Origin of the sequence: Sphingopyxis sp. Q841 (assembly GCF_052384365.1) — a bacterium.
Classification (GTDB): domain Bacteria; phylum Pseudomonadota; class Alphaproteobacteria; order Sphingomonadales; family Sphingomonadaceae; genus Sphingopyxis; species Sphingopyxis terrae_A.
This window is the reverse complement of sequence record NZ_JBQSUM010000001.1, coordinates 1,161,672-1,183,534: the sequence shown is the minus strand read 5'-3', so window position 1 is coordinate 1,183,534 and position 21,863 is coordinate 1,161,672. Positions and strand designations below refer to the sequence as shown.

12 protein-coding genes are annotated in these 21,863 nt (G+C 64.9%); 8 read left to right on the top strand and 4 right to left on the bottom strand.

Annotation, left to right across the window (positions count from 1 at the left end; translation table 11 throughout):
* Positions 1-35: 35 nt before the first annotated feature.
* From ACT17R_RS05830 to ACT17R_RS05815, 4 genes are all read left to right on the top strand, one after another.
* Positions 36-1,220: an aspartyl/asparaginyl beta-hydroxylase domain-containing protein gene (locus tag ACT17R_RS05830; RefSeq protein WP_062901728.1), complete on the top strand. Its 1,185-nt coding sequence runs from the start codon at positions 36-38 to the stop codon at positions 1,218-1,220.
* A gap of 125 nt (positions 1,221-1,345) precedes the next feature.
* Positions 1,346-1,642, top strand: a complete 297-nt coding sequence (locus tag ACT17R_RS05825) for a hypothetical protein (RefSeq protein ID WP_234178496.1) — start codon at positions 1,346-1,348, stop codon at positions 1,640-1,642.
* Between the two features lie 35 nt (positions 1,643-1,677).
* Positions 1,678-2,031: a hypothetical protein gene (locus tag ACT17R_RS05820; RefSeq protein WP_234178497.1), complete on the top strand. Its 354-nt coding sequence runs from the start codon at positions 1,678-1,680 to the stop codon at positions 2,029-2,031.
* A gap of 61 nt (positions 2,032-2,092) precedes the next feature.
* Entirely contained in the window at positions 2,093-2,386 is a 294-nt protein-coding gene (locus ACT17R_RS05815; protein ID WP_234178498.1) for a hypothetical protein, read from the top strand.
* A gap of 30 nt (positions 2,387-2,416) precedes the next feature.
* Here the strand turns inward: ACT17R_RS05815 and clpB are convergent, their stop codons facing one another.
* A complete protein-coding gene (clpB, locus tag ACT17R_RS05810; RefSeq protein ID WP_444809138.1) occupies positions 2,417-4,996 on the bottom strand; it encodes an ATP-dependent chaperone ClpB in 2,580 nt (859 codons plus the stop codon).
* 130 nt (positions 4,997-5,126) lie between these two features.
* Between clpB and ACT17R_RS05805 the strand changes: the two genes are divergently transcribed.
* The 4 genes from ACT17R_RS05805 (at position 5,127) to ACT17R_RS05790 (ending at position 12,003) form a co-directional block, all read left to right on the top strand.
* On the top strand, positions 5,127-7,280 hold the full coding sequence (locus ACT17R_RS05805; protein WP_444809137.1) for an acylase: 2,154 nt from the start codon (positions 5,127-5,129) through the stop codon (positions 7,278-7,280).
* A 94-nt stretch (positions 7,281-7,374) separates the two neighbouring features.
* Entirely contained in the window at positions 7,375-10,260 is a 2,886-nt protein-coding gene (locus tag ACT17R_RS05800; protein WP_186402895.1) for a M16 family metallopeptidase, read from the top strand.
* A gap of 25 nt (positions 10,261-10,285) precedes the next feature.
* The gene (locus ACT17R_RS05795) at positions 10,286-10,588 is read left to right on the top strand and encodes a hypothetical protein (protein WP_003041076.1); all 303 of its coding nucleotides are present in this window, start codon (positions 10,286-10,288) and stop codon (positions 10,586-10,588) included.
* A gap of 203 nt (positions 10,589-10,791) precedes the next feature.
* Positions 10,792-12,003, top strand: coding sequence for a multidrug effflux MFS transporter (locus ACT17R_RS05790; protein ID WP_288990541.1), 1,212 nt, complete (start codon positions 10,792-10,794; stop codon positions 12,001-12,003).
* Positions 12,004-12,060: 57 nt separating this feature from the next.
* On the opposite strand, the gene ACT17R_RS05785 is transcribed toward ACT17R_RS05790, so the two are convergent.
* From ACT17R_RS05785 to ACT17R_RS05775, 3 genes are all read right to left on the bottom strand, one after another.
* Positions 12,061-13,617 (bottom strand): amino acid permease, encoded by a 1,557-nt coding sequence (locus ACT17R_RS05785; RefSeq protein WP_062901737.1) that lies wholly within the window; start codon positions 13,615-13,617, stop codon positions 12,061-12,063.
* A 104-nt stretch (positions 13,618-13,721) separates the two neighbouring features.
* Positions 13,722-15,851 (bottom strand): penicillin-binding protein 1C, encoded by a 2,130-nt coding sequence (gene pbpC, locus ACT17R_RS05780; protein ID WP_444809136.1) that lies wholly within the window; start codon positions 15,849-15,851, stop codon positions 13,722-13,724.
* 171 nt (positions 15,852-16,022) lie between these two features.
* Positions 16,023-21,860, bottom strand: a complete 5,838-nt coding sequence (locus tag ACT17R_RS05775) for an alpha-2-macroglobulin family protein (RefSeq protein WP_082819895.1) — start codon at positions 21,858-21,860, stop codon at positions 16,023-16,025.
* Positions 21,861-21,863 lie beyond the last annotated feature (3 nt).

The window sequence follows — 21,863 nt, the reverse complement described above, 5'->3', positions numbered from 1 at the left end:
TTGCCGATTGCTGCAGTCGATGGCAAGCATCGGACATGGCCAGTATACAACCGCCCGCGCCCGCCGTGGAAGCCAATCGTCTTGGTATTGCGGCTTTGCAGGCCAACGATCCGGCGGCGGCGGCGGCGCACTTCGGCCGGGCGATTGCGTCCGATCCTCGGTCCGGTGCGCTCCAGAGAAATCTCGCGTCGGCATGGCGGGCGCTGGGAGAGGAAGAGCGTGAACTTGACGCACTTGCAGCGGCTCTAGCGATTGACCGCCGCGATCTGGTCGCCTGGATCCGCAAGGCCGAACGGCATGAATCACGAGCGGAGCGCGGTGCGGCGCTGGAGGCGTGGAGCGCGGCGCTCGCGCTTGCGGCGCAACTCGATCCTGTGCCCGATCCGCTCGTGCCGCTCCTGGCGCACGGACAAGCCTTCGTCGCGCAGGCGACCGATACTATGTTTGCCGCGGCCTCCGGCGCGATCGCTTCAATGGGCGATATACTCGATGAAACCGACACGCGGCGTGGAAAAGCATTCGTCGAAAGCACGCTTGGCCGGCGCAGGATCTATCGAAATGAATGTGCGGGCATCTATTACCCATTTTTGCCCGCCGACGAATTTTTTGACCGGCGGCATTTCCCTTGGTTCACTGAAATTGAGGCACATACCGACGCCATTCGGAGCGAACTACTCGCGCTGCTCGACGACCCGGGAGATGCGTTGCGTCCTTACGTGCGAATGGATGCCGGAACCCCCGATTCGATCTGGACCCCCCTCGACAATCGACTTGATTGGGGCGCCTGCTTCTTGTGGGAATATGGCGCCGCGAACCAAGTAGTGCTCGACCGCTGTCCGGCAACCGCTGCCGCGCTAGCAGCCGTTCCCGGCGCTCGTATCCCGGGCCGAGCGCCGAGCGCCTTTTTCTCGATGCTCAAGCCGCGCACGCGCATCCCGCCCCACACAGGCGTCACCAACACACGTGCAATTGTCCATCTGCCGCTGATCGTGCCGCCCGGATGCGGCTTTCGGGTGGGGGGTGAGACGCGCAGTTGGGAGGAAGGCCGCGCTTTCGCCTTTGACGACACCATCGAGCACGAGGCCTGGAACGATAGTGACCAACTGCGCGCTGTGCTGATCTTCGACGTATGGAACCCGCATCTCAGTCTGGCCGAGCGCGACTTGCTGGTGCGATATTTCGCATCGGCCGATTCGTCAGGCTACGCCGTACCGAGATAAGCTGTAGCGGTGGAGAAGCATATTTCGCTTGGGAACGAGAGACGTGCATCATATGGTCTGGGGATAAATGCCCAAATTTGAAGGGCTGAGGAGATTTTTGAATGTTTAGGATCATGACTTGGGCAGTGGCGGCAAGCCTGCTCGCGGCGCCAGCTGCGGCCGAGGAATTGGCCGACCGGGCGCCGCCCCCGAAGAAGCCGTCGTTGATGACTCCGACAGAAATCGAAGCCTATAACAAGGGCTTGGCACAAACCCATCCTTATTACATCAAGTGCCGCAAGACGTTGGAGATCGGCTCGCTGGTCAAGAAGACCCGCGTTTGCCACACCAATGCCGAATGGAAGGACGTGATTGCGCGCGGCAACCAGGATGCGCGCGATACGGCCGAAGCCATGACGAGCAAGGGGAGCACCTCCAACTGACGCTGGTGCCCATACGAGCCGTTATTGTGGGAGAAATGGCGATGCGAGGATGGATTACTTTGGTTGCCGCATTGAGTGCGGCAAGTGCGGTCAGCGCCAGCGAACCGACCAATCTAGCGCGAGCGCCTTCCGACATGAGCGGTGCCGAGATTGACGCATATAACGAGGGCCGCTCAGCAAATGATCCGGAGTATATCCGATGTAGACGCATCGCTGAACCCGGATCGCTGGTGAAAAAGAGCCGCATCTGCAATACAAATGCGCAGTGGCGGGTGATTACCGATCGGGGCAATCAGGATGCACGCGATTCGATGGAAATGCTCGCCCGAGGTTGGAGCAATTCGGTCGAGCCGAAGGACAGCCTGATGACCGAGATCAAGCCAAAATAGCGCGCTGCGCCGGACAGGGGTTGGTACAATGCCGAATTTCACGACCACCGTTGCGATAATCATGGCAGTCGCATCCGCGCCGGCGGCGGCGGATGCGTACACCGACCGCAAACCTCCCGATCGCCCGGCTTCGACGATGACCAACGCCGAAATCAAGGCGTTCAACCAGGGTATGGCATCGACCCATCCCTATTACATTAAGTGCCGCAAGATTGAGGAAATCGGATCTTGGGTGAAAAAGGCGCGGGTTTGCCACACCAATGAGGAATGGAAGCAATTGTGGGCGCAGGGTAATCAGGACGCGCGCGACACCGCCGAAGCGATGACGCGCGCGCCCGTCAACCACAGCAATTGACCGCTTCGCAGGTCGCCGGGTCGACCCGACTTATGCCGGCGTGAGGACAAGGCCGCCGTCGCCTTCGTCCACTTTGATCGTCGATCCGTCCTTGACTTCACCTTTCAGGATCAGGTCGGCGAGCGGGTCTTGCAGATATTTTTGCACCGCGCGCTTCAGCGGCCGCGCGCCGTAGACGGGATCGTAGCCTACCCGGCCGAGCCACGCGCGCGCGGCGTCGGTGAGGTCGAGCGTCACCTTGCGATCGTCGAGCAGCTTCTGGACGCGCGCGACCTGAATGTCGACAATGCCGCCCATATGCTGCTGCGCGAGACGGTGGAACAGCACGATCTCGTCGAGCCGGTTCAGGAACTCGGGCCGGAAATGCGCGCGCACCACCTCCATCACCGCGGGTTCGGCCTGTTCGACCGGCGCGTCGTCGGGCAGCGCCGCGATCGCCTGGCTGCCAAGGTTCGAGGTCAGGATGATCAGCGTGTTGGTGAAGTCGACCGTGCGCCCCTGCCCATCGGTCAGCCGCCCGTCGTCGAGCACCTGCAAAAGGATGTTGAACACGTCGCCATGCGCCTTTTCGACCTCGTCGAATAGGACGACCTGATAGGGACGGCGGCGGACGGCTTCGGTCAGAACCCCGCCTTCCTCATAGCCGACATAGCCCGGAGGCGCGCCGATCAGCCGCGACACGGCGTGCTTTTCCATGAATTCGGACATGTCGATGCGGACCATCGCATTGTCGTCGTCGAACAGGAACCGCGCGAGCGCCTTGGTGAGCTCGGTCTTGCCGACGCCCGTTGGGCCGAGGAAGAGGAACGAGCCCAAGGGCCGGTTCGGATCCTGTAGCCCCGCGCGGGCACGGCGGACGGCGGTCGAGACGGCGCGCACGGCTTCGTCCTGACCGATGACGCGCTTGCCGAGCGTCTCCTCCATGCCGAGCAGCTTTTCGCGCTCGCCCTCCATCATCCGGTCGACCGGGATGCCGGTCCAGCGGCTGACCACCGCGGCGATGTCGTCGGCGGTGACTTCCTCGCGCAGCATCGCATTGCCCGCGGCGGCCTCTGCCTCCTCGAGCCGCTTTTCGAGCGCGGGGATCGTGCCGTAGCTGAGCTCGCCCGCACGGCCGAGGTCGCCCGCACGCTGCGCCTGTTCGAGCGCCGAGCGTGCAGCGTCGAGTTCTTCCTTGATCTTCGCCTCGGCGTGGATCTTGTCCTTTTCGGCCTGCCATTTCTGCGTCAGTTCGGCCGACTGCTGTTCAAGATTGGCAAGCTCGGCCTGCAGCGCGGTGAGCCGGTCTTTCGATGCCGCATCGGTCTCCTTGGTCAGCGCCGCTTCCTCGATCTTCATCTGGATGATGCGGCGGTCGAGATTTTCGATCTCCTCGGGCTTCGATTCGACCTCCATGCGGATGCGGCTCGCGGCTTCGTCCATCAGGTCGATCGCCTTGTCGGGCAGGAAGCGGTCAGAGATATAGCGGTTCGACAGCGTCGCCGCAGCGACGATCGCGCCGTCGGTGATGCGCACGCCGTGGTGCAGTTCGTATTTTTCCTTGAGCCCGCGCAGGATCGAGATCGAATCCTCGACCGTCGGTTCGCCGACGAACACCGGCTGGAAGCGCCGCTGAAGCGCGGGGTCTTTCTCGACATATTTGCGATATTCGTCGAGCGTCGTCGCGCCGATGCAGTGAAGTTCGCCGCGCGCGAGCGCCGGCTTCAAGAGGTTCGACGCGTCCATCGCGCCGTCGCCCTTGCCCGCGCCGACGAGCGTGTGCATCTCGTCGATGAACAGGATGATCTCGCCCTCGGCGGACTTCACCTCGTCGAGCACGCCCTTGAGCCGTTCTTCAAACTCGCCGCGATATTTGGCGCCCGCGATCAGTGCGCCCATGTCGAGCGCAAGGAGGCGGCGGTCCTTCAGGCTGTCGGGTACGTCGCCATTGGCGATGCGCAGCGCCAACCCTTCCGCGATGGCGGTCTTGCCGACGCCCGGTTCGCCGATCAGCACGGGGTTGTTCTTGGTGCGGCGCGCGAGGATCTGCACGGTGCGGCGAATTTCCTCGTCGCGGCCGATCACGGGGTCAAGCTTGCCCGACCGCGCGACTTCGGTGAGGTCGCGCGCATATTTCTTGAGCGCTTCGAAACTGTCTTCGGCGCCCGCGCTGTCGGCGGTGCGGCCGCGGCGCAGTTGGTTGATGACAGTGTTGAGCGCGTCGGCCTTCACGCCCGCGTCGGCGAATGCCTTGCCGACCGGGGTCGAGGAGGCGAGCACCATCGCGAGCAGCAGCCGCTCGACGGTGACATAGCCATCGCCCGCCTTGGTCGCGATCTGTTCGGCCTGATCGAGCAGGCGCACCGCGTCATTGTCGAGCCCCGGCGTCGCCTGTGCGCCCGACCCCGACACGGCGGGTACCTTGGCGAGCAGCGCGTCAATGCCGGCGACCGCGCGCGGCATGTCCCCGCCCGCCCGCTGGATCAGGCCCGCGGCCATGCCTTCATTGTCTTCGAGCAGCGCCTTGGCGATATGCTCGGGACTGATCCGCTGATGGTTCATGCGGATCGCGATCGTCTGCGCCGCCTGCAGAAAGCCCTTGGCGCGATCGGTAAATTTTTCGAGGTTCATGTGGATAAGCCCCTTTCTCGACACCAGAGATAGTGTTGCCCATTTGCAACACAAGAGCATGGCTATTCGCGCCGCAAATTTTCCGCCATGAGGTCGCCCAGTCGCCATAGTATATGGAGCGGGAAAGCGGATGCGTAAATTTTTCCTTGGCCTCGTCCTCCTGCTCGTTGCGGTGGCGATTGGCCTTGCGGCGTGGGATCCCCTGACTGCCGAGGCTTCGCCCGCGCCGGCGTTCCGGCCAACCGATGTGCAGATCGCGCGCGACAAGTTCGGGGTGCCGCATATCTTCGGCAAGACCGATGCCGATGTCGCCTATGGCGTTGCCTACGCTCATTCGGAGGATGATTTCGCGACGCTGCAAGAGGTGATCGCGATGACGCGCGGGCGCACCGGCGCGCTGCTTGGTGCCGATGGCGCCAAGATCGATTATGTCGCGCAGCTCCTCGATATCCGCAAGACCGCGGCACGCGACTGGCCGCGCCTGCCCGCCGACGTGCGCGCGCTGTTCACCGCCTATGCTGCGGGGCTCAACCATTATGCCGACAAGCATCCGGACGAGGTGCGCCTGTCGGGGCTGTTCCCGGTGACCGGCGAGGATGTCGTTGCCGGTTTCGTGCTGCGCTCGCCCTTCTTCTTCGGGCTCGATTCGGTGCTGGGGCGCCTGACCGAAGGCAAGCCATTGTTCCGCGAAGGCGGTCCGGCGCTCGATGCCGCCGGCAAGCTGGTTCCGCGCGAGCTGACCCCGGTCGGCCGCGACCCCGACCATAATGGGTCGAATGGCATGGCGGTGGCGCCGGGTCGGGCTCCTGATGGCGCGACGCGGCTCGTCTCCAATTCGCATCAGCCGTGGACCGGCGGGGTCGCCTGGTACGAACTGGTCGTCCATTCGGGCGAAGGGTGGGATTTTGCGGGCGCCAACTTTCCCGGTTCGCCTTACCCCTTCCTTGGCCACAATAAATATCTGGGCTGGACCAACACGGTGAACCGGCCAGACCTGATCGACGTGTACAAGCTGGTGCTCGACGACAGCGGCGAAAAATATCGCTTCGACGGCAAATGGCTGCCGCTGGAAAAGCGGCGCGTGTGGCTGCGGGTCAAATATGGTCCCTTCGTGCTGCCGGTGCCGCAGACCGTGTGGCGATCGGTCCAGGGCCCGGTGATCAAGAATGCCAAGGGTGCCTTTGCCATTCGCTATGCCGGCATGGACCAGTCGGCGATGGTCACCCAATATTATCGGCTGAACAAGGCGAAGAATTTCGCCGAATGGCGCGCGGCGATGGCGGGGCAGGGGGTTCCGGCGACCAACTTCATCTATGCCGATGCCCAAGGCAATATCGGCCTGTTCTACAACGCGATGTTCCCCGACCGCCCGGCGGGTTTCAACTGGCGCGGCGTACTGCCCGGCGACACATCTGCCGACGTCTGGACGAAGTCGCTGCCGTTCGAGCGGGTGCCGGCGCTGGTCAATCCGCGCTCGGGTTTCGTGATGAACGCCAACAATACGCCGTGGGTCGCGGCGGGGCCGGGCAGCGAACTCGATCCGGCGGCCTTTTCGCCGCTGATGGGGATCGAGGACGACATGACCAATCGCGCGGTGCGCCTGATCGACCTGTTCGGGGCGCCAGGACCGATCGATGCCGCGCGGCTGAAGACGATCAAATATGACACCGCCTATGCGAAGAGCGGCTATGCCAAGGTCTGGATCGACCGGCTGCTCGCGCTCGATGCCAAGGGCGATGCGCAGATCGCGGCGGCGCAAGATTTGCTGCGCGCGTGGGACTGGAACCTGGACGGCAAAGGGCAGGGCGATGCGCTGGCGCTGCTTGTGCTGCGCCCGGCGAATGGCAGTCACTATCAGCGCAAGGCCGACCCCGATCCGATGACGGTGCTGCGCGACAGCGCTGTGCATCTTCAGACATATTTCGGGACGCTCGACCCCGCGCTGGGGACCGTGCTGCGGCTGCGCCATGGCGAAGGTGCCCACCGGGTCGACCTGCCGCTCGATGGCGGCAACGATACGGTGCGGGCTTCGACCCTGTGGGACGTTGAACCCGACGGCCGGCTGAAGGTGCGGCACGGCGACAGCTTCATCATGTTCGTGACGTGGGACAAGGCGGGACGCGTCCATTCGGAATCGGTGCAGCCCTTCGGTGCCGCGACGACGCGACCGGAAAGTCCGCATTACAACGACCAGGCCCCTCTGTTCGTCGCGCATCGGTTGAAGCCGGTGCTTTTCGATCCGGCGGCGCTTCGCGCGAGCGGAGCGCGATTCTATCGGCCTTGAAAGCGCAGCAGAGCTGTCCTAAACCGTTGATACAGTGCCGTCCGGCATGCTCGTCACCGGCGCGTTTCGTGCCCCCGGTTTCAAGAGGATATCCATGACCCGCTTCCATCGCTTTGCCGTCGCCCTGGCCGTATCGACGTCGCTCGTCGCGGCCGGCCCCGCCCTTGCCAAAGCCAAGGAGGCGCAGCCCGCGCCGATTTCCGAACTGGTGAAGGCGGTCGATATTCCGTACCAGAGCTTCACGCTCGACAACGGACTGCGCGTGATCGTGCACGAAGATCACAAGGCGCCGGTCGTCGCGGTGTCGGTCTGGTATCGCGTCGGATCGAAGCACGAACCCGCGGGCAAGACGGGTTTTGCGCATCTGTTCGAACATCTGATGTTCAACGGTTCGGAAAATTCGCCGGGCGACTTCTTTGAACCGCTGCAACAGGTCGGCGCGACCGATTTCAACGGCACGACCAATACCGACCGCACCAACTATTTCGAAACGGTGCCGACCGGCGCGCTCGACCGCGCGCTGTTTCTCGAAAGCGACCGCATGGGCCATCTGCTCGGCGCAGTGACGCAGGAAAAGCTCGATAACCAGCGCGGCGTCGTCCAGAACGAAAAACGCCAGGGCGACAATAATCCCTACGGTCTGCTGCGGTACGAAATCTTCGAAAATCTGTTCCCCAAGGGGCATCCCTATCATCACAGCACCATCGGTTCCATGACCGACCTCAACACGGCGAGCCTTGCCGATGTGAAGAAGTGGTTCAGCGACAATTACGGCCCCAACAATGCCGTGCTCGTGCTGGCGGGCGACATCGACCTTGCCACCGCAAAGACCAAGGTCGCCGAATGGTTCGGCGACATTCCGCGCGGCCCCGAAGTGAAGGCGCCGCAAACCTCTGTTCCGACACTTCCCGCACCGCTCGCCAAGGAGGTCAAGGATCTCATTCCGACCACCCGCATCTACCGCATGTGGGCGATTCCCGGCCTCAACGATCCCGAATCGGTGCCGCTGCAAATGGCGACTGCGGTGCTTGGCGGCCTGTCGTCGTCGCGGCTCGACAATGCGCTCGTCCGCAAGGACCCGGTCGCGGTCAGCGTCGCGGCGTTCGCGCAAACGCTGGAGGATGCAGGCTTTCTGATCGTGCAGGCCGACGTGAAGCCGGGCGTCGACCCCAAGGTCGTCGGCGAAAAGCTTGACGCGCAGATCGCCGATTTCCTGGCGACCGGCCCGACCGCGGACGAATTGCAGCGTGCCGCGGCCAGCTATCTCGGCGGTACGATTTCGGGGCTGGAATCGGTCGGCGGCTTTGGCGGCAAGGCGGTGACGCTCGCGGAGGGCGCGCTCTATTCGAACGATCCCGCCTATTACAAGACCGAGCTCGACCGGCTGGCGAAGGTGACCCCCGAGCAGGCGAAGGCGGTGGCCGACAAATGGATGTCGCGTCCGGCTTTCTCGCTGACCTACTCGCCCGGCGAGCGTACCGAAGGCGGTGAAAATCGTGGCGGGGCCTTCACCGAAGGCAAGCCGGTGGCGGCGGTATCGCCCGACCGTTACTGGAATGCGGCGCTCGGCGACGTCGGGCCTGACACGGGTGTCGGCACGGCGACCTCGATCGCCGATCGTTCGCAGCTTCCAGCGGTGATGGACCTCAAAGCGCTCGAATTTCCGGCGATCGAACGCGCCAAGCTAAAGAACGGAATGGAAGTCGTCTTCGCGCGCCGGACCGCGGTACCGACGGTGCAGGTCGCGGTGAGCTTCGATGCCGGCTATGCCGCCGATCCGCACAATGCGCTCGGCACCCAGTCGTTGATGCTCAGCCTGATGGACGAAGGCACGACGAGCAAGGATTCGATCGCCTTCGCCGAAGCGAAGGAACGCCTCGGCGCCCAGATCGACGGTTCGGCGAACGCCGACGAAACGGTGTTCAGCCTGTTCGCGCTCAAGCCGAACCTCAGCGCGTCGCTGGGCCTGCTCGCCGATTATATCCGTAACCCGGCCTTTGACGGCAAGGAACTGGAGCGGGTGCGCGCGCAGCAGCTCAACCGCCTGAACGCTGAACTCAACAATCCCAATGCGATCGCCAGCCGCGTGCTGATGCCGGTGCTTTACGGCGCCGATCATCCCTATGGCATCCCGCCGTCGGGCCTCGGCAACGAAGCGGCGGTCAAAGCCGCGACGCGCGACCAGCTCGCGGCATTCCACCAGACGTGGATTCGCCCCGACAATGCCCGCATCTTCGTCGTCGGCGACACGACACTGAAAGACGTCACGAAGCAGCTCGACGCCGCTTTCGGCGACTGGAAGGCGCCGAAGACCGCGAAACCCGAAAAGCATTTCGAGATTGCGATTCCGAAGCCGCAGCCGCGCATCCTGCTCGTTGATCGGCCCAAGTCGCCGCAGTCGATCATCATCGCGGGCAAGGTACTCGACGTGAAGGGCGGCGACGATCTGGAAGTACTGCGCCAGGCGAACGATATTTTCGGCGGCAGCTTCCTTTCGCGCTTCAACATGAACCTGCGCGAGACCAAGGGCTGGTCCTATGGCGTGCGCTCGCGCGTTTCGGGCGAAGCCGACCGCGTGACCTGGGTGGCGGTGGCGCCGGTGCAGGCCGACCGGACCGGCGATTCGATCCGCGAATTCCAGAAGGAATTGACCGCGTTCATCGGCGACAAGGGCGTAAACGCCGAAGAGCTGGAACGCACGACGAACGGCAGCGTGCGCGAACTGCCGGGCAGCTTCGAGACATCGGGCGACGTGCTCGGCGGCTTGCGTGCGATCGTCAAATATCACCGGCCCGACAATTATTATGAAACGCTGCCGGCGAAATATGAGGCGATGACGGCCGAGGAACTCGATGCTGCGGCGCGCAAGGAGCTGAGTACCGGCGACCTCGTCTATGTCGTCGTCGGGGATGCCGCTGTGGTAAAACCGCAGCTTGACGGATTGGGTCTGCCCGTGGAAACAGCGAAGCCCGCTAACTAACATTAGTTTCAGTAGGAGAGTTTCGATGTCTCAGGTCGATGGCAATTATGACTGCGTTACCAAGTCGCCGATGGGCGACCAGAAGTCGGTTTTCACCGTGAACAGCAACGGCGACAGCTTCACCGGCCAGAATGCCGGCGCGATGGGCTCGCTCGATGTCGAGAATGGCAAGGTCGACGGCAACAAGCTGACGTGGACGATGAACATGAAGGTGCCGATGCCGATGACGCTCGAATGCGAAGCGACGATCGACGGCGACACGCTGACCGGCACGATCAAGGCCGGCCCGTTCGGTTCGATGGCGATGACGGGCACCCGTCAGGCCTGATCGTCCGGATATCGGAAATGAGAGGGGCCGCTCTGTTGGAGCGGCCCTTTTTTTGTGGGCAGATGGGGCGGCATAGACGCCTACCTCGCCGATGTTGCTGCATTGCATAGCTTTTCGGCGGCGCGGGACTATCCAAAACCGTGCCGGAGGCGCATAGGCCTTTCGCAATGCACAAAATGACCGAATCCGCCCCGCGGTCCCGCATGCCCGGCGACCGCGAAATGGTGTTCATGATGGCGATGGTCATGGCACTCAATGCGCTCGCCATCGATTCGATGCTGCCCGCGCTCCCCGCGATCGGCGAGGGGCTGGGGGTCGCCGTCGCGAACGACCGGCAATATGTGATTTCGACCTATTTGCTGGGCATCGGCATCGGTTCGCTATTCTACGGACCGCTGTCCGATCGCTTCGGCCGCAAGGGCGTGCTCGTGCCGGCCCTGTTCGCCTATGTCGCCTTTTCGATCGGCTGCGGGCTGGCGAACAGCTTCCCGCTGCTGCTCGCGCTGCGCTTCGGGCACGGCATGATCAGCGCAGCGCTCGGCGTGATCGTCGTCGCGGTCATTCGCGACCTTTTTTCGGGCGACGCTATGGCGAAGCGGCTGTCGATGATCTTTCTGGTGTTCATGATCGTTCCCGCGATCGCGCCGACGATGGGTGCGGGGATCACGGCGGTCGCGAACTGGCGTGCGATCTTCATCGTGCTGGCGGTGATGGGCGTCGTCATGCTGCTGTGGCTGCGCCGTTTGCCCGAAACCCTCGATCCGGACGACATCCGGCCGCTCGATGCGCGCACGATGATTGCAGGCTGGGCGACGGTGACGCGGCACCGCCGGGCGGCGGGCTATATGATCGCGTCGGCGATGATGCAAGGCGCGCTTTATGGCTATCTCAACAGCAGTGAACAGATCATCGCCGAAGTGTTCGGCGCGCAAAGCTGGTTTCCGCTTGTCTTTGCCTGTGTTGCCGCGGGTATCGCGATCGCCAATTTTTCGAATGCCGCGATCGTCGAGCGCTTCGGTGCGCGGCGCGTGTCGCAGAGCGCGGTCTTTGCCTTCATGGCGACCGCGACGGTACAGATCGTCGTCGCGCTGAGCGGCACCGAGACGTTGTGGATGTTCACCGCGCTGATGATGGTCAACGTCGGGCTGATCGGCTTCATCGGCAGCAATTTCGGGTCGATCGCGATGGAGGATTTCGGCCATATGGCCGGGGTCGCCTCCTCCTATCAGAGCTTCTGCAAGACGCTGTTGGCCGCGGTGATGGGCGCGCTGATCGGGCAGCTTTACAACGGTACGACGCTGCCGCTTGCCTATGCCTTTCTGGTGTCGGGCATTGCCGGGCTGGCGCTGGTCTTCTGGGCCGAGCGCGGCAAGCTGTTCACGCGTCCGGGGACCGCGCCGAAAAGTCCCTATTAAGTTGAGCAAAAGAAAGGGGGCCGAAGCCCCCTTTCCCATTCGCGCGACGATGCCGCATCAGTCGAACGACGGCGCCGGGGGCACTGGCGGCGGCGGCGCATCGGCGTCGTCCTCATGCACCTCGACGATCCCGCGGCCGACGTGGCTGCGACGATAGCCATAGAGAAAATAGAGTACCAAGCCGACGCCACCCCAGACCGGGAGCACCATTTTCGCGTCGAACGGCAGGTTCATGTAGAGACCGAGCGTGCCGAAAATGGCGAGCGGCGATACGACCCACACGAGAGGCGTGCGGAACGGCCGATGCCGGTTGGGTTCCTTTATGCGCAGAATCAGGACCGCGATGGCGACCATGAAAAAGGCGAACAACGTGCCGGAGTTCGAAATATCGGCGAGCTTGCCGACGGGCAGGAAGGCGGCGAAGAAGGCGACCGCGACCCCCGTGATCATCGTGACGACGTGCGGGGTTTTCCACTTGGGGTGAATAGTGGCGAGCTTTTCAGGCAGAAGGCCGTCGCGTGCCATCACGAAGAAGATCCGCGTCTGCCCGAACAGCATGATCAGAATGACCGATGGCAGCGCAAGGAAAGCGGCAAGACCGATGGCATTGCCCAGCGCCGGGTGGCCGATCTCACGCAGAACATGAGCCAGAGCTTCGCGCGAGCAGACAAGCGGTTCGGAGCCGGCAGCGGCGAGCGATGCGCAGCGCGCGGCAAGTTCGCTCGACCCAGGAGCGAGAATTTCGCCTCCGAGGCCTGAAACCGGCTGAGCGCCGACGGTGCCGATCGCGCCCGCTGCCACCGCGAGATAGAACACCGTACAGATAGCAAGCGAAGCGATCAGGCCGATCGGTACATTGCGCTGCGGGTTCTTTGTTTCTTCGGCTGCGGTCGAAACGGCGTCGAAGCCCACATAGGCAAAGAAGATCGAAGCGGCTGCGCCGACGGCGCCAAGCCCGGAAGCCTGACCGAACCAGCCATTGGGCAGGAAGGGTTCGAAGTTCTTCCCCTGCATCATCGGCAGAGTGAGAATGATGAACATCGTGAGGGCCGTTACCTTGATGATGACAAGGACGGCGTTAACGCGCGCGCTTTCGGTCGTGCCGATCATCAGCAGCCAAGTCACGAGCAGTGCGATAACCAGCGCCGGGAGGTTGACGATCCCGCCGGCATAGGGGCCGACGGTCAGCGACATGGGCAATTCTATGCCGGCATTGGATAAGAGCCCCACGAAATAGCCCGACCAACCGACCGACACGGCTGATGCGGCTACCGCATATTCGAGGATCAGCGCCCAGCCGACAGTCCAGGCAAGCAATTCGCCCATGACAGCATAAGTGTAGGTGTAGGCACTACCCGAAACCGGCACCATTGATGCGAGTTCGGAATAGCAGAGCGCCGCCACAACGCAGACCAGCCCCGCGATCACGAAGCTCCACATCATGCCGGGGCCGGCCTTCTGCGCCGCCTCTGCGGTCAAGACGAATATCCCCGTCCCGATGATGGCGCCGATGCCGAGCATCGTGAGCTGAAAGGCACCGAGCGTTCGGTGCAGCGACTTTTTCTCGGCCGTGGCCAAGATGGCGTCGAGCGGTTTGACGCGACCAAATATCATGCAAATATCCCCTTTGAGGCCCCGAACGGGCCCGTCTCCTGGCGGGGCAGACTAACCGCTCCTCGCGGCAGCGCAACTTAATTTCAGAGGTGTGACAGTCCGCTTTACCGCACCGTGAATCGGACGCGGTCGATCATCCGTCCACCGGGGTCGACGAGGGTCAGGATATGGCTTCCGGGGCGCGGCAAAAGCTGTTGGCCCGCGTCGGCGTCGCCGAGCACCGCCTTGTCGAGCAGCAGGCGGTAACCGGCGACGTCGCCGCTGACGATCACCGCCAAGCGCTGCCGGTCGATCGGAACATCGGGATCGAGCGCATAGACGCTGCCGCTGACCGGGCTGGTGATGCGCGGGCGGCGCGCGGCGGCCGGGGCGGCCGCCATTTCGCTTTGCGCGGTGCCGCGCAGGAAATATTCGCGTCGCGGCGGTTCGCGCGTGCCGGGAAGGCTGATCCGCCGCGTTTCGACATTGTCCGGCATCGCCGGCGGTTTGCCTGGCCGGCCCGCGTGGAGCGCGAGCATCACGTCGCGCCAGACCGGCGCCGCGCCCGATGTGCCCGACACTGCGCGCATCGAATCGCCCTCGAGATTGCCGACCCAGACGGCCACTGTGTAGCGATCCGAAAAACCGATACACCAATTGTCGCGCATCCCCTTCGACGTGCCGGTCTTCGCCGCGGCCCAGAAGGGAAGGCGCAGCGCGCTGTCGGCGCCGAAGGCATCGGTGCGCGCCGACGCGTCCGCCAATATGTCGCCGACGATGAAGGCGGCCCCCGGATTGACGATCTGGCGTTCCTCGCCGCGCGGTTCTCCCATGATGAAGTGGACGGGCGACCAGCGGCCGAGATTGGCAAGGGTGCGAAAGGCATTCGCCTGTTCGACAAGGCTGACCTCCGCCGAGCCGAGGGCGAGGCTGAAGCCATAATATTCGCCGTCCTCGACTAGCCCGTGATAGCCAAGAGCCCAGAGCCGATCGCGAAATTCCTGCACATCGTCGATGACCAGCGTGCGCACGGCGGGGACATTGAGCGACGAGGCGAGCGCGCTGCGCACACTGACCGGCCCCTTGAAGCTGTGGTCGTAATTTTTGGGAACATAGAGACCAGAGGCGGTGTCGAGCTGAACCGGACTGTCGTCGAGTATCGAAGCGGCGGTCAGCCAGCCATGCTCGATCACCTGCGCATAGAGATGCGGCTTCAGGGTCGAACCCGCCTGCCGCCGCGCATTGGCGCCGTCGACCTGCGCCGCGGTGGACTTAAGGCCGACGCCGCCGACATAGGCGAGCACCTCGCCGGTGGCATTGTCGAGGACGACGACCGCGCCGTCGCGGACGCGATCGGGGCCGAGCCCGGCGAGCTGGCGGCGCATCGCGACAGTCGCGGCGGCCTGGACGTCGCGGTCGATGGTCGAGGTCACGCGCTTGCCCGCTTTGTCGAGCAGACGTACCGCGAGGTGCGGTGCGAGCGCCGGGTCGTAGCGCGCGGCGCGCTCGCCCGAGGTCAGCACGCCTGCCGCGGCGCGGATCGCGCCGCAATCGGCGGCATGCGCGATGCGGCAGGCGCGTGCACCGAGCGCGTCGGGGCTTGCCGCCGGATTGGGCAGCAGACCCGCGAGCAACGCGGCGTCGGTGCCGCTCATGTCGGCCGGACGCTTGCCGAACAGATTTTCGGCGCCCGCGCCGATTCCCTGAATTTCGCCGCGCAGCGGGACGAGGTTCAGATAAGCTTCGAGCATCTGGTCGTGCGTCCAATGCGCCGCGAGTTCCTGTCCCGCGCGCATCTGGCGCAGCTTGGCGAGCCAGCCGCGCTGGCCGGGCTGTGCGAGTTCGGGCGCCAGAAAGGCGGCAAGCTGCATCGGCAACGTCGAGGCCCCACGCGAGCGTCCGCCGGTCCAGCGGGCGCGTACGGCACTCGCTATCGCCAGCCAGTCGACCCCGCCATGCGACCAGAAGCGCTTGTCCTCCGCCGCGACCACCGTGTCGCGCACCGCCGGGTTGATGTCGTTCAGCGGCACCCAGGCAAGGCGGCGGCGCTCGAAATTGACGCGTTCGCTGTCGAGCAATCGCCCCTCGCGGTCGTAAAGCCATGCTTCGCTCGGCTTCCATGCAGCGCGCACCGCATCATAGTCGGGCATCGCCGGCGGGCGCGTAACCAGGTGCGCGGCGGTGGCGAGGACCAGCGCGGCGAGCGCCACCCACGCCAGCATATCGAACCAGCGGCGGCTCGGGGTTGTCGTCATCGATCGAAACGCCTGACAAATCCTCCCCGTGCCAAGGGCATGGGAAGGGGGACCATCCGAAGGATGGTGGAGGGGCCGCAAGGGTGCGTCAAAAGCCCCTCCGTCAGCGCTGCGCGCTGCCACCGCCCCATCGCTGCGCGACAGGGAGGAACATGTTGGGCCGCAGATCCATCACTGCGCCGCGGCCGCGACCGTCATCGCACCGTTCGGCCACTGGCCGCGGATTGCGGGCGAATACATCGCCTCGACCCGCGTAGGGGGCAGGGTGAAGCGGCCCGAGCCGTTGAGGCGCAGGACATATTCCACCGCATGGGTGCCGGCGGGCATCCAGCCATAATAGCCGCGCCAGCTGTCGCGGCCCCGCTCGACATAGCTCGGCTGCCAGTTCGATACGGTCGCCTGGGCACCGAGCATCTCGGACTGTCCGCCCAGATTGCCGACGATCGTCGCGCCGGGCGGGACAGGATCGTTGACGACGACCCAGGTGCGGCCCGCACTTGCGACGATTTCGATCCGTACCTTGATCACGTCGCCGCGGGTCAGCCGGTCCTTGTTCGCCGCCTTAACGATGCTGACCGACCGCTTGATCCGGTAGCCGGCGTCGAGCGGTTCCTTGAGCGGGACGGCCGCGCGTACGCTGACCGTCGCCCACGGATTGCCGGTGCCTTCCTGCTTCAGGCTCATCGTCCCGCTGACCAGCGGCAAGCTGAGCGGCGCGGCGTCGGCGGGAAGCGACCAGGTCTGCGCCGCACTGCCGCCGCCGAGCGCGATACGGGTCACGCCGGTGATCGCGCTTGCCGGATTGAGCTCGGCGAAGCGGCGGACCGCAATGGCGCCCCAGGCATTAGCAGGCGTCGTATCCCAATGGCCGCGACGCTGGCGCTGCGCGACGCCGACCATCATCTTGCCGGTGTCCTCTTCCCAGCCCTTGCGGCCGAGCACGGCTTCGAGCGCCTTGATCGCCATTTCGTCGCCGCTGGTCATCATCCACCAGGGCGCCTTCGCGTCGTCGACGAGGTCGAGCCGCGTGCCTTCATAGACAAGCCGCTTGCGCAGTTCGGCTTCGGCCGCGGTGCGCAGCGCTGCGGCGCCGCGGACCCCCGGCGTCCGTTCGATCGCGACGAGCCAGTCGGCAAGCGTGCCGGTCGCCATATCGACGGGCTTGACGTCGATCGCGGCGACGAGCTGTGCGCTCGAGGCATTGTTGCGGGCCAGCGCGGCGAGCGCGGCGATGCGGACCGGGCGCAGATCATAGGGGCCGTAGCCGCGGCGCGTCAGCCGTCCTTCGACGACCGCCTGCAGCGCCTTGATCATCCGTGCCTTGGGCTCTTCGGGGATCGCAAAGCCATTCGCTGCGGTCACCGCCATGACATAGGCGGTAAGCTCGGCCGAACCGTCGAGCCGGTCGTTCGGCCAATAGCGCAGCAGCCCATCCTTATCGAGATAGGTGGGCAGGGCGCCTGCCTGCGCCTGCCAGCGACCGAGGTCGCCGAGCGCGATCGCACGCGAGGTCGATTGTTCGAAGCAATTATAGGGATAGATCGCCATATAATCGCGCACTCCGGCGAGCGGCGGTGCGAGCGTTCCCGCGAGGGTGACATCGACATAGCCGCCGGGCAAGGCGCCCGCGGGCACGCCGATCGGCAGGCTGCTGGTCGAGCCGACGCGAACAAGGCTGGCGGCCCAGGTTTCGATCGGCACCGCCGGTTCGACCTGCTGGTCGAAGACGAGCCGGTCGCGCTGCTTGCCATTTTTCGACACCGCTTCGACCGTCCATTGCAGCGGGCCGGGCTGGGCGGGCGCGGTCATCGACCAGCTGATTGGCACCGCACCGCCCGCCGGGATCGTGACGGTGAGCGGCGGCGCGGTCGCAATTGCGGGCGACAGCGTGGCGTTGGCGACCACCTCCATCGGTTGATCGGTGCCGTTGCGCAGCGTGAACCGCGCATCATAGGTGTCGCCGGTGCGGACAAGGTCGGGCAGGCCGGCAAAGACGCCCAGATCCTGAACGGTGCGGACGCTCGTTTCGCCAGTGCCGAAATATTGGGCGCCGTCGGTCGCGATCGCGACGAGGCGGAAGGCTGAAAGATTGTCGGAAAGCGGCACGTCGACGACGGCGCGGCCTTTGCTGTCGAGCGCGACATGGCCCTTCCACAGCAGCACGGGACGAAAATCCTCGCGCGTCAGGCCGCTGAGGTCGCCGCCCCCGCCGCCGCCGGGCGCCAGCGCCTTGCGGCCATAGTGACGCTTGCCGACGACCTGCATCTGCGCGGTCGAGGTGAGCACGTCGAGCGGGCGTTCGCCCATCATCGCATCGAGGAGTTCCCAGCTCTTGTTCGGCGAAAGCTGGAGCAGCGCTTCATCGACCGCCGCAAAGGCGACGTCGGCGCCCGCCGCGGGTTTGCCGTTCGGGGTGCGCACCTCGATCGCGACCTTGGCATTGTCGCGGATCGCATATTTCGCCTTGTCCGCCTTGACCTTGACGTCGAGCTGATGCCCTTCCCAACCCACCTTGATGCGCGCGATGCCGAGGCGATAGCTCGGCTTGGCAAGATCGACGAGCGCGGTCGGCGGCGCGCCTTCGCTATTCTCGATCTTGAAGCCGACGGCGCGCTTCATCTTGCGAAACCAGCTCTCGCCGCCGGTTACGCGGCCGCGCACCGCCATCACCGAAACATAGACGTCGGGTGCATAGGTCGCTGGTAGCTTGACCTTCACAATCGGGTCGGTGCCCTTCAGCGGGACGACGAAGCTCGACAGCACGCCTTCGCGTTCGACGGTGACGAGGCCGGTGGCCTCGCGGAAGGGCATGCGGACCTGGAAGACCGCCGTGTCGCCGGCGGCATAGCGCGGCTTTTCGGCGATCACGTCCATGCGGTCGCCATTGTCACCGCCGAACCACCAATCGTCATCGCCCGCAAGCCAGACCGAACGGACCGCGCGCGCTTCGTTGCCATCGGCATCGACCGTGGTTGCGACCACCGTCACCTCGCCCGACACGCCGGGCGCCATCGCGCAGCTCGCCCGGCCGAGCTTGTCGGTCGTTGCGGTGCAACTGGTGCCGAGCCGGGTCGTGCGCATCTGGTTGTCATAGGCATAGAAGCCGCCGATCAGGCGCCGCCGCGCGGTCAGTATCTCGCGATTGTAGAGCGCAACCTGGATGCGCTGCCCCGCGATCGGCTTGCCGTCGAGATCGAGCGCAATGAATTTGAGCCGCAGGTCGTTGTCGCGCATCAGCCATCCGTCGGTCTTGAGCCCGAGGCGCACCGCCGAGGGGTAGAGCATGATGCCGCGGCGGCTGGTCAGCGTTTCGCCATTGGCATCCTCATAGTCCATCTCGACCGCCATCTGCGTCGGTTCGACGATCGGCTGATCGACGGTGATGCTCGTCTGCGCGCTGCCGTTGGCGTCAAGGACGAGCGGCGTCGAGCGCGCGAGTGGCATGTCGGGTTCGGGCTCGTCGCCGCTGTCGTCGAGCTGGACGATGCCCTCCTTCACCGGCTTGCCGTCGAAATCCCAGTCGCGATAGTCTTCGGGCGGTGACCAGCGCGGGGTGAAATCGGTGCGGATCTCGATCGGCAGATTGGCCGCCGGGCCGCCCGACAAATAGCCGACGAACAGCGACAACGGCACCTGCGTCGGCCGCACTGACGCCGTCTTGGGGCCGGTGATCGCTGCCTTCATCGTCGGCAGGCGATATTCGTCGACGCGGATCGATTCGGACGACCAGATCGTCTTTTCCTCGCCCTTCTTGTCCTTGGTGACGAAGACAAGGTCGTAATCGCCCATCGGCGCCGATGCAGGCACATTCCAGACATTTTCGCCGCTGCCGTTGGCGTCGATCGCGAAGGGCATGTCGAATTCGGTGTCCGAACCGCGATGGACGAGGCGCAGCTTGCCCGTCATCGCCTCGGGTATCGCAAATCCTTGGCCGACCTGTCGGCGCAGAACATGCTTCATGTTGACCGTTTCGCCGGCCTTGACCAGCGAGCGGTCGAACAGGGTGTGCAACAGATCGTCGCGTTCGGACCAGCCATAGGGCAGGTCGAAATCATAGGGACGGATGCCGTCACCCCAATCGGTCAGCGTGAAGCTGTAATCGTCACCCGATCTCGCCGACACCATCAGCGCATGGCCTTCGCTGTTCGCGGGGTCGGCATCCTCTTCGCAGCTCGAATAGGTTTCGGGCTCGGGGAGGCCGGTTGGGAAGGCGAGCCGGCCGGCCTTGTCGGCGGTACCGCGCGCGAGCAGGCGCCCGGTGCAACTGTCGGTGATCCGGACATCGGCGCCGCCCACGGGCAAGCCGGTGTCGAGCGCGGTCACCCAGGCGAGCGAGGATTCGCGGCCCCATTTGAAATGCACCGCCATGTTGGTGACGAGCGCAGCGGTTGCGACATAGCGGGTCGCCTTGCGCCCCAGCAGTGCGGCGCCGAGTTCGGGGCTGGCGATTTCGACGACGTGAAAGCCCTTTTCGGCGAGCGGGATGCCGACGACCTCGAACTCCTTGCCGCCACCCGGCGGGGTCAGTTGCAGGTCGCGCCGCTCGCCGCCTGCGGGGGCGCCATCGAATACCGACGTCGTGCCGGTGTAATTGACGCTGATATCCTCGCCCTTCGCGTTCTTCTCATCGCGAAAGTCGGTCTTGCCGGCATCCTCGACGCGCTTCAGCCAGCGCGCGACCGCGGCATCGTCATCGCCGACGCGCAGGGTCGCGGCGGGCATCTTGAGCCCGCGCTGGACCAGCGAGGCTTCCACGCCGCGCACGGTAACCGGCAGGACGCCGCCCTCGCTTGCCTCCAATATGCCGAAGTCGGCCGCGAACTTGACCAGCGGCGGGGCGCGGTCGATGTGGAATTTCAGCGGAAAGTTCGACTGATTCTGCAGCGCACGGCCGCTCTGATCGCGAATGTCGGCGGGCAGCACGATCGTCGCGTCGACATTCTGCGGCAGCGGCCCCGCAAAGCGCACCTGCGTCAGCCAGGCATCGTTCTTGTCGTCGTCGCTCGCTTTGGGCGTCAGCTGTTTGCCGTCAGAGGTCTTCAGCGTCGCGGCGAGCGCGGCCGCGCGCGCGACCGGAGCAGCGAAGCTCAGCACGACATCCTTGATCGGGTTGCAGCCCGCCTGCGGATTGACGCGGCTGCACGCCATCTTGGCGGTGAAAACGGGGCGCACATCATAGTCGAAGCGCTGATCGCGGCCGGCGGTACGGCTCGGCGCACCAAGCTGGGCGATGCGGGCATCCCAGACGAGCGCCATTTCGCGGCCGGGGGGCAGCGGACGGCGGCATTTGACCGGGACGATCCGGTCGAGCATCGCCTCGCGATCGGCGCCTGCTGCGGGCAGCCGCAGCGGCAGGCCGGCATCGTAGCTGAACTGCTGTCGCCGCCAGTCGCCGTCGCCGACGCCGGTCAGGATTTCGGTGGTCGTTTCGCGCGGCAGCACGTCGAGCGGAATCTTCTCTCCGATGCCATCGACGGCGCAATAGCCATAGCGGCCCACCGAGGCGCGATCGGCCGCGACGTTGGTGGCGACGAGGAATATCTGGTCTTCCTCGATCCCGTCATAGCGGTCGCCCGACAGGACGGCGCGCGCCGACGGACCGCCGGTGTCGATCTCGAACCGGTCGTTGCCGACGACGCTGACGCCGCGCGCCGTGCGCAGGTCGGCGCGCAGTTCGACATGGCAGCTGACACCGCCGGGGAGCGATTTGGCAAATTCCAGAACCCATGTGCGCGTATCGACCCAGCGTCCGGTCGACGGCACTTTGCAGTCGTTCGTCGCGGGTGCCTTGGCGCGCGGATCGCCGAGCGGCACCATGTCTTCGGAAAAGCGCAGGGTGAAACGGCTGATCGTGCCGTCGCCGTTTCCGGCGCTGCTCGGCGTGGCGAGCGTGACCTGCGGGACGGTGTCGCCGCCAGCGGCCGCAAGCGCAACCGCGACGGGCACGATGAGCGCGAATCGCATCTTGCCGGCCAGCCGGTTCGCCAGCCCACGCCATCCCGTCATCATCGA

Excerpts from the sequence above, each read along its gene's own strand:
- ACT17R_RS05830 (WP_062901728.1), top strand. The coding sequence starts at position 36 with ATGGCCAGTATACAACCGCCCGCGCCCGCCGTGGAAGCCAATCGTCTT.
- ACT17R_RS05820 (WP_234178497.1), top strand. The coding sequence starts at position 1,678 with ATGGCGATGCGAGGATGGATTACTTTGGTTGCCGCATTGAGTGCGGCA.
- ACT17R_RS05815 (WP_234178498.1), top strand. The coding sequence starts at position 2,093 with ATGGCAGTCGCATCCGCGCCGGCGGCGGCGGATGCGTACACCGACCGC.
- clpB (WP_444809138.1), bottom strand. The coding sequence starts at position 4,996 with ATGAACCTCGAAAAATTTACCGATCGCGCCAAGGGCTTTCTGCAGGCG.
- ACT17R_RS05805 (WP_444809137.1), top strand. The coding sequence starts at position 5,127 with ATGCGTAAATTTTTCCTTGGCCTCGTCCTCCTGCTCGTTGCGGTGGCG.
- ACT17R_RS05800 (WP_186402895.1), top strand. The coding sequence starts at position 7,375 with ATGACCCGCTTCCATCGCTTTGCCGTCGCCCTGGCCGTATCGACGTCG.
- ACT17R_RS05795 (WP_003041076.1), top strand. The coding sequence starts at position 10,286 with ATGTCTCAGGTCGATGGCAATTATGACTGCGTTACCAAGTCGCCGATG.
- ACT17R_RS05790 (WP_288990541.1), top strand. The coding sequence starts at position 10,792 with ATGCCCGGCGACCGCGAAATGGTGTTCATGATGGCGATGGTCATGGCA.
- ACT17R_RS05785 (WP_062901737.1), bottom strand. The coding sequence starts at position 13,617 with ATGATATTTGGTCGCGTCAAACCGCTCGACGCCATCTTGGCCACGGCC.
- pbpC (WP_444809136.1), bottom strand. The coding sequence starts at position 15,851 with ATGACGACAACCCCGAGCCGCCGCTGGTTCGATATGCTGGCGTGGGTG.
- ACT17R_RS05775 (WP_082819895.1), bottom strand. The coding sequence starts at position 21,860 with ATGATGACGGGATGGCGTGGGCTGGCGAACCGGCTGGCCGGCAAGATG.